We start from the raw sequence: 8,045 nt of genomic DNA on the forward strand, positions 1-8,045 counted from the left end.
GGTGAGGCAGATGCCCACGCAGGACGAGCTGTTCGCGGCGGTGGACGCGCTGCTGGCCGGGAAGGAGCCGGGGCCGCAGCTGCCGGAGCCCGCCGAGCGGGCCCGGCTGCGGGAGGCCGCCGGGGTGACCCAGGCGCAGCTGGCGAAGGTGCTGCAGTCGACCGTGCAGACGGTGAAGAACTACGAGAACGGCCGCTCCACGCCCAAGCCGCCGCGCCTGGAGGCGTACGTGCGGCTGCTGGAGGGCTGGGCCGAGCGCTACCCGGCCCCGGACGCGGCGGCCTCGGCGGCGGCGACGGTGGAGCAGGTTCCGCCTGCCTTCGCCCCCGCCGAGCCGGAGGAGTCGGCAGCGCCGGCCCCGGAGGCGGTCCACCAGGGCAGGCCCGACGGCCAGGCCGAGGAAGACGAGGACCGCCCGCCGCGGATCAGTCGCATTTCAAGCAGGAAGCCGGTGCGGGCCGGGCAGCCGCAGCCGCTGCGGGCCGCCGCCCGTCCGGTCTCCTTCGCCACGGGCGGGCAGTTCCCCAACGGGCCGCTGGTGGTGCTGGACGGCGACGGCACCGGCTACGGGATCGGCGGCCTGGTCCTGGACTGCCCGGCGACGACGCTGGCGCAGCTGGCGACGTGGGCGCTGACCGAGTCCGGGCTGGGCACGGTGCGCCTGCACCGCAACGGCAAGGACGGCGACCCGCTTATCGTGCTGACCGCGGCCGCGGCCGAGCGGTTCGGCCTGCCCGCGACGCTGGACGACGACCCGGCCACCCGCCGCTCGCAGCGCCTGCCGGAGGACCACAAGGTCGTCAAGGCGCTGGCCCGCGCGAAGTGGCAGCTCACCCGCCGCGGCTTCGGCCCGTGGGCGAGGATCTACCGGCCCGTCAAGGACGGGCGGCGCCAGTGCGTACAGCTCGCGATCCTGCCGTGGCGGGCCCTGGACCCCCGTGCCTGGGGCGAGGCGGCCGACCTGCCGGCCCCGGACCTGGCCCGGGTGCTGGGCGTCTACGCCCAGCGCGTCATCACCCCCCGCGGATCAAGCGCCACCTGCGGCCTGGAGCTGATGACGGCACTGCGCCCGCCGACGCGGGCGGTGCGCGACGAGGCCACCGGCGGCTGGACGTCAGGGCTGAACCCGGGCGCGCTGACCGAGACCGTCGAGGCGGCGCCGCCGGAGGTCCCGATCGAGCACCCGGCGGCGCAGGCCTGGACGGGCGGGTTCCTGGACGAGGAGTCCTACCAGTGGATCCGCCCCGTCGAGACGCTCTCCGAGGCGGAGATGGTCGAGCCGTTCGCGATCGGCCTGGACATCAACACCGCCTACCTCGCGGCCGCCGCCCGCCTGTCCGTGGGCCTGTCCGGCCCCGTGCACGTCACCCACCCGGTCTTCGACCGCAAGGTGCCCGGCTCCTGGCTGGTCGACCTCTCGCACATCCCCACCGACCCGCGCCTGCCCTCCCCGTTCACCCCGACCGGCCAGCCGCCCACGGGACCTGCCTGGTACACCACGCCCACCCTCGCCTACGCCCTCGAACTCGGTTACGACGTCCGCCCCGTCGAGGCGTTCGTGCGGGAGAAGACCGGCGCCTACCTCGACCCCTGGCACGACCGGCTGCGCGAGGCGTACGTGACCACGATGGCCGAGGCCGGCATCCCGGTCGACAAGGACACCGACGAACGCGACTTCCTCGCCGCGATGGCCGCCCACAGCCTCCTCAAGAGCGCGGGCGAGGACCTGCAGGCGCTGCGCGCCGCGCTGGTGGCCCAGGGACTGGAGCACCTGGCGCGCAGTAGCGACGAGCAGCTGCACGCCGCCGTGTGGCGCCACCGCCAGATCGCCATGGTGCTCTCCGCGGTGAAGAGCACGGTGAAGTTCGGTATCGGCAAGCTCCGTGAGCGCCCCCAGGGCCTGCACTACAAGAAGGGCGAGCCGTGGCCGGCGCTGGAGCGCCCGACCTGGCGCCCCGACATCCGGGCCGCGGTCATCGCCAAGGCCCGCGTCAACATGCACCGCAAGATGGCCAACGTCGCCAAGGCCAGCGGCCGCTACCCCCTCGGCGTGAACAACGACTGCGTCGTCTACTCCTCCCCGGGCACCTCGCCGCTGGACTTCCTCCCGCTGACCGGCTCCGGCAAGGGAGTGCTGCCCGGCACCTTCCGCCTCGGCGCGACCCCCGGCCTGGCCAAGGTCGAGGGCGTCCAGCCGATGCTGACCGTCGTCGACTGGCTGGAGCGCGAACAGCCCGTCAACCCGGCCCGCCACATCAAGGGCTACGACTCCACCACCGTCGAAGGGAAGTAGCCGGCCATGGCCGAGGAGATCGGCGACGCGATCGACCGCGCCGCCCCCGAGCACTTCACCCAGTCCCTGCCCAAGTCCGCCCAGGCCCAGATGCGGGCCCTGGTCAAGGCCGCCAAGGGCGACAAGAAGGCCGTCGCCGCCGCCCTGGGCGTCGACCCGAACACCGTACGCCGCTACCTCACCGGCCAGCGCAAGCAGCCCCGCTCCGCCCTGCGCGAGGCCCTGGTCCGCGAACTGGCGAAGGTCTGGCAACCCGGCATCCGCCGCAAGGCCCGCCGCCAGGCCGCCACCACCGGCGGCATCACCGTCGAGGTCTGGGCCTACTTCGGCTACACCGCCCCCGTCGGCACCACCGACGAACCCCGGCTGCGCCACCTGACGGTCCACCTGCCCCCGGTCTGGGCGGAGCGGATCTTCACGGCCCAGGACCACGGCGCCAGCGACCAAGAGATGCGCGAAATCATGGCCGAGGCATTCCAGGAGGAGTATTTCAAGAATCGCGGAGCACGCGCGGAGAACCTCGAAGTCGAATTCACCGGTATCCAAGCAATCGACGTTTCCTACTGACCCCGGACGGAGAATCCACCATGCACACCCGCACCGGCACCGACGCCGACAGCACGCGCCTCGCCGCCGCGAACCGGTGGCCCGACCGGCGCCAGGCCGCGGACCTCGAGTACATCCGGACCTACTACGCGCTGGAGAGCCGCCTGGGCATCCGGGTGGAGCTCGGCGGCCGCGTTCGCTACGACGGCCGCGAAGGCGTCATCGTGGACACCGCCGGGCAGCACCTGAAGGTGCTGTTCGACGGGGACCAGGCACCGCGCATCCGGCACGTCACCTCGAAGATGGCCTACGAGGCGCCCACCGGGTGGATCACCGCCACGCCCGTTCCGGACCCGTGGGCCGCTGCCCCCGCGGACGCCTGAGCGGGGCCGCGGTGAACGCCCGCGAGCGCCTGGAGGCGATGGTCCGCACCGACCGCGCCAGCACGACCGTCTGGTCCGAGCGGGAGCTGAATGAGGCGCTGGACGCCTACCGGGACGAGCTCCTGGCCGACGTCCCCCCGGGCCAACTGCCAGACACCGGCTGGCAGGCCGAAATGGAGACCACCCGCGTAGCCCGCCTCGTAGTGCACCGGCTGCGCCAGCAGCACGCAGCCGGGGCCGGCGGACACTCGCTGACCGCCGAGGAGAGCGCCGCCCTGGCCGCCGAGTTCGACCGGATGCGCACCCTGCTGGCCGACTCCTGGCGGCGGGCCGCGGACAAGCTGGAGGCCACCCCGCACACCCCGACCGCGCTGACCGGCCCCTACTGGTACGGCCAAGGCTGGGACGACGCCGTCGAGCGGCTGCGCGACCTCGCGGACTACATGGAGCCGTAGCCGCCCGGCACAACCCGAGGGCCTGTTCCCGGCATTGCAGCTGCCGGGAACAGGCCCTCCGCATTCTTCCCGATCACCGGGAGCGCCCGGTGGCCCTGCTCGTCCCGCGCGATCAGCTGGTTCTGCCGCCCCGTCAGCTGCTCCTGGGCCACCGCGTCCGCGAGGTCGCACCCGCTCCACCGAGCCATAAAGCAATAACTTGCCCCGATTCAGGATGCTTTGCGCTCGGAATCGGAAAACTCTATCCACAGGCTGCGGGGCTCAGCGTGGGCAGCATGAGCGACACAAAGTCCGGCGTAAGCCGCATAACTGACGAAACGAACAGCGGCCGCCGCAAGCGGGGAACGATCGCGGACGGCCTGGAACGCGCCGAGCGAGCCCAGTTCACCGAGCCACTGCCCGCTTCCACTCAGGAGCGCACCGGGTTCCTGCTGAGCACCCTCAAGGGCGGCACGAAGGCCCTGGCGGGCCGCCTGGGCGTCTCCCAGCGCACCGTCCAGCGCTACCGCGCCGGGACCGTCACCAAGCCGCGAGCGGCCGCCAGAGAGGCCCTGGAGGACGAGACGTGCGAGCACTGGCAGCGCGACGTCCGCACCCAGGCCCGGCGACGGGCGGCCCACGCCGGCATGACGATCACCACCCGCGCCACCTTCGGGTTCGACGCCGGGGCGGGCACCTCCGACTCCGGACACCCCCGGCTGATCACCCAGCGCATCTCCGGCGCCCACGCCGCCGCCCTCATCGCCGCCCGCGAGGCCGGCGCCACCGACGACCACCTCACCGAACTCGTCGGCGAAGCCCTGGCCGACTCCTACTTCCGCACCCCCGGCACCGGAACCGCCAACCTGCAAGTCAGCCTCACCGACGTCCAGTTCATCGACCTGTCCTTCTGACCCCGCCCGCCACCCGCACCGCCACCGAGGACAGCGCCATGAACCAGCACACCCGCCACTGCGAACACCGCCAGGACCAGGAACACAGCCACCAGCCAGGCCACGGCCGCAAGCCGTACCGGGGCCAGCGCCTGCGCGTCCTGCAGGCCCGCCACCGCTACGACGGCCTGGACGCCACCCTCGAACCGCTGCCCGGCGACGAGGAGCTCCTCGACCACCTGGCCGCCGCCGACCCCCACAACCGGCACACCGAGGACTACCTGGCGATCGAAGCGTGGCTCACCGCCGCCTACACCGCCCGCCGCGGCTGCTACGCCGACCCGCTCGCCCACGCCCAATCCGCCCTGCCCGGCCTGGTCCGCGAACGGGCCGCCTGGCTCTACGCCTGCTCCAACGCCAACCCCCCGGACACCGGCGACCACCCGCACACGTGCCCGTGGGGCGAGCACCGCTTCTGGGCCCGCCACGCCTTCGAGCGCTCCCTCGAACTCGAACGCGCCCGCTGGGACGCCTTCTGCCAGAACCAGAGCTGCCCCGACGAGAACACCCGATGACCGCCGCCACCACCACCGACCTCCACGCCCGCCTCCACCAGCTCCAGCGCCTGGTCGCCGAAGGCCGGCTCGACGACCTCGCTCCCCAGCCCGCCGACGAAGACCTCCTGGGCCAACTCGGCCCCGTCCACCACCGCGACACCTGCGTCTACATCGAGGCGTGGCTCACCACCGCCTACCTCGACGCCGCCGGCTGCTACACCGACCCGGCCGCCCGCGCAGCCTCCCTGCTCCCCGCCCTGGTGCTCGCCCACGCCAACCGCCACCACACCTGCCCGCCCGACTGCCCCGGCACCCGCACCGGCGGGAAGTGCGACGGCTGCGCCCAGGCATGCGAAGGCGGAGCACACCTCCGCCGGGCCCTGCTGTCCCGGCTGTTCGCCCGGCTCCTCGCCGACCGCCAACGCGACGCCCGCCGACTGCTCCTCACCCCGCTCCCCGGCCCCGAGGAGGCCCCGCGCGCCGTCGGCCGCCATCGCCGCTCCTGACCGCGAGCCCGTACGGGGCCGGCCTGGACCGCCGCCAGCGGTCCGGACCGGCCCCGACGTTGTTCTGCCCGAGCAGAACAACGTGATCAACCCTGTGGTGACAAACGCGCCCTGCGCGGCTCTGAGCTGCGGTTTTCCCCTCCGGGGGAACGGTGTACGCGCTCCGCCCTCGCTCCCGATCCGGCAGAACGAGCCTGCACCGCCAGCGCGCCCGGCCGCCCCCTGCGCGCCATCTGACCTGCGCCTTTCCCCTCCAGGGGAACGGTGTACGCACGTGAGCCCGGGCCCGTCCTGCCGAAGCAGAACGGGCCCGGGCTCACGAAGGCGCTGCCAGCCGGTTCAAGCGGGCCTTGAGCTGCGGCTTTCCCCTCCAGGGGAACGATGTACGCGGGTCAGCCCCGGGGGCGGAGCTGGTGGACCTGCGCCAGCTGCCCGTCTGCGTCGGCTTCGTCCACCTGCCCGGCTTGGTCGACCTCGATGCCCAGCGCGACCCGGCCCAGCACGTAGAAGCGGCTGCCGACGGCCTCGTACGCCTGCTCCAGCCAGCCGCCGGCCGCCAGGCGCCCGATGCTCCGCGACGCACTGGTCGTGCTCAGCCCGAGCTCGCGCCCGATGTCGGTGATCGTCGTGGTGACCGGCTGCCCGACCGGCACCGCGGTCGCGAAGTACATCAGCATCCGCAGATCCGCACCCGGCATCGAACCGGCCCGGACCAGCAGCGAGTTGATCTCGTCCGCTTCCAGGAAGCGGGCACCGAACTCAACGGCGGGGGAGCTCATGCGGACTCCTTCTTCTTCCGGGACGCGGCCTTGGGAGCGGGACAGGGCACCACCGGGTGGCGCACGGCCGCAGTGGCCTGTCGCTGCGCCACCGCGGTGCCATCGTAGGCTGCCCGGGCGTTGAGCTTGTAGAACGTCACCCGGCCGACCTTCTCGGCCTCCACCAGGATGCCGCCCACGTTGAGCTTGCCGACCGACTTGCTGACCTGCGTCGGCCGCATCCCCAGGTTCGAGCCGATCTCCCGGAAGCTCTCGCGCAGCGGCGCGTCGCCCTCGGGCGAGTTGAACAGGTAGTAGCCGAAGACGTCGCGGTCGTTCTGGTCGTACCCGCTGTCCTTCCGCCAGACCTTCTTGCCCAGCTCCTTGCCGACGTTGACGTGCCGGCCTCCGCCCGACCAGTCGTAGGTGACGGTCTTGCGCTTGTCGTCGGGCAGCAGCTGCAGCTGCACCACCTCGCCGGTGCGGGTGTTCACCGCGGCGGCCTTCGATCGGGCGGCCATACCCCTCCCTACCTCGGTCGTTCCCCTAGAGGGGAACGATGTACGCGCGGCACAGTAGCGACGATTCCCCTCCTGGGGAAAGCCGCCACGCCGCGTTCGGAGACCCTCCTCCGTTCCCCTATAGGGGAACGGAGAGGCCCAAAACGACATTTGAATGACGCTCAGCGCTACATAGACCCGCCCCTGACCAGGGCAGATGCAGATTCGCTCTTAACGCACCAGGTGTGAGGGCAACTTCACCCTCGGCGGCCGACCCGCCGTGCACCAGCATCGGCCTCCGGCCGATCCGGCAGTCCCGCGCCCGGTCCGGCCGAACGGCGGGTCAACTGCCCTTCCGCCGGGCGTGCGTGGCTTCCAGCCGCGCGGAGTGCCGGCGGGGGCTCCTCCGGACCCCGCCCCCGCCGGGTCGGCACCGAGGGTCGGCCACCGTTGGAGCTGAGCCCGAAATACCTTCGCCACAATCGACGGATCGCATTCCAGGGGGTGACCGACACGGGCTTCTGTCTCATTTAACCGTCACCATTTCTTCCCGGGAACGTCCCATTAGGAGCAGCGGATAATGGGGATCATCCCGAACCCGCAGGGGTAGGCTGGCAACCCTGAATCTACACAGTGCATCAGAATGATGCGCGCCAATTCATGCCCTGTGCCCCCTAGAGGATGATGCACGCCAAATTCAGGGTTGAAGCGCCCCGCAGAGTGGTACACTCCTCCCGTGGCAGCGATTTCGGGGAGCGGAAGTGACGGGCGGTCAGGGTGGGCGGAGCGAAGCGGAGTCCACTGGACGCGCCGGGGTGCCGGCCATGACGGGGCGTGAGCCGACGGGCCGTCCAAACCCGGGCATAGTCCAGGATCCCTGGGCCTACACAGTGCCGCACGTGATGCACCCTCCCCCGTAGCCAGCCGATCGGATTCCCGCTTGCGGGAATCCAGGAAAACCCGCGAAGCGGGTTTTCCGACCGCTTTTAGAATTCCGCTTGCGGAATTCAATTCCCGCGCTTGCGCGGGAATTCCGCCGGAGCGAAGCGGAGGCGCGCCCTCCCGGCGGCTTGCCGCCGGGACTGCAGGGCGAGTTCAACCTGTCGTACATGTTCATTGCGCACGACCTGTCGATCGTCCGGCACATCTCCGACCGGGTCGGCGGGATGTACCTC

9 protein-coding genes are annotated in these 8,045 nt (G+C 71.8%); 7 read left to right on the forward strand and 2 right to left on the reverse strand.

The features are described 5' to 3' along the window. Window positions 1-10: 10 nt before the first annotated feature. From tap to ACWEO5_RS20315, 7 genes are all read left to right on the forward strand, one after another. Complete coding sequence (gene tap / locus ACWEO5_RS20285) at window positions 11-2,293, forward strand: telomere-associated protein Tap (RefSeq protein WP_452163685.1); 2,283 nt, start codon at window positions 11-13, stop codon at window positions 2,291-2,293. Window positions 2,294-2,299: 6 nt separating this feature from the next. Beyond that, window positions 2,300-2,860, forward strand: a complete 561-nt coding sequence (gene tpg / locus ACWEO5_RS20290) for a telomere-protecting terminal protein Tpg (protein WP_452163686.1) — start codon at window positions 2,300-2,302, stop codon at window positions 2,858-2,860. Window positions 2,861-2,880: 20 nt separating this feature from the next. Further along, window positions 2,881-3,222 (forward strand): hypothetical protein, encoded by a 342-nt coding sequence (locus ACWEO5_RS20295; RefSeq protein ID WP_452163687.1) that lies wholly within the window; start codon window positions 2,881-2,883, stop codon window positions 3,220-3,222. A gap of 11 nt (window positions 3,223-3,233) precedes the next feature. Further along, window positions 3,234-3,677, forward strand: a complete 444-nt coding sequence (locus ACWEO5_RS20300; protein ID WP_452163688.1) for a hypothetical protein — start codon at window positions 3,234-3,236, stop codon at window positions 3,675-3,677. Between the two features lie 275 nt (window positions 3,678-3,952). Then, window positions 3,953-4,570, forward strand: a complete 618-nt coding sequence (tpg, locus tag ACWEO5_RS20305) for a telomere-protecting terminal protein Tpg (protein WP_452163689.1) — start codon at window positions 3,953-3,955, stop codon at window positions 4,568-4,570. Between the two features lie 38 nt (window positions 4,571-4,608). Further along, window positions 4,609-5,124, forward strand: a complete 516-nt coding sequence (locus tag ACWEO5_RS20310) for a hypothetical protein (RefSeq protein ID WP_452163690.1) — start codon at window positions 4,609-4,611, stop codon at window positions 5,122-5,124. Then, on the forward strand, window positions 5,121-5,612 hold the full coding sequence (locus ACWEO5_RS20315) for a hypothetical protein (protein WP_452163691.1): 492 nt from the start codon (window positions 5,121-5,123) through the stop codon (window positions 5,610-5,612). The genes ACWEO5_RS20310 and ACWEO5_RS20315 overlap by 4 nt, the downstream gene beginning before the upstream one ends. Before the next feature lie 392 nt (window positions 5,613-6,004). Here the strand turns inward: ACWEO5_RS20315 and ACWEO5_RS20320 are convergent, their stop codons facing one another. Beyond that, entirely contained in the window at window positions 6,005-6,391 is a 387-nt protein-coding gene (locus ACWEO5_RS20320; RefSeq protein ID WP_452163692.1) for a MarR family transcriptional regulator, read from the reverse strand. Continuing rightward, on the reverse strand, window positions 6,388-6,891 hold the full coding sequence (locus ACWEO5_RS20325) for a helix-turn-helix domain-containing protein (protein ID WP_452163693.1): 504 nt from the start codon (window positions 6,889-6,891) through the stop codon (window positions 6,388-6,390). Before ACWEO5_RS20325 ends, ACWEO5_RS20320 begins: the two co-directional genes overlap by 4 nt. Between the last annotated feature and the right edge of the window lie 1,154 nt (window positions 6,892-8,045).

Source organism: Kitasatospora sp. NPDC004272 (assembly GCF_053603035.1).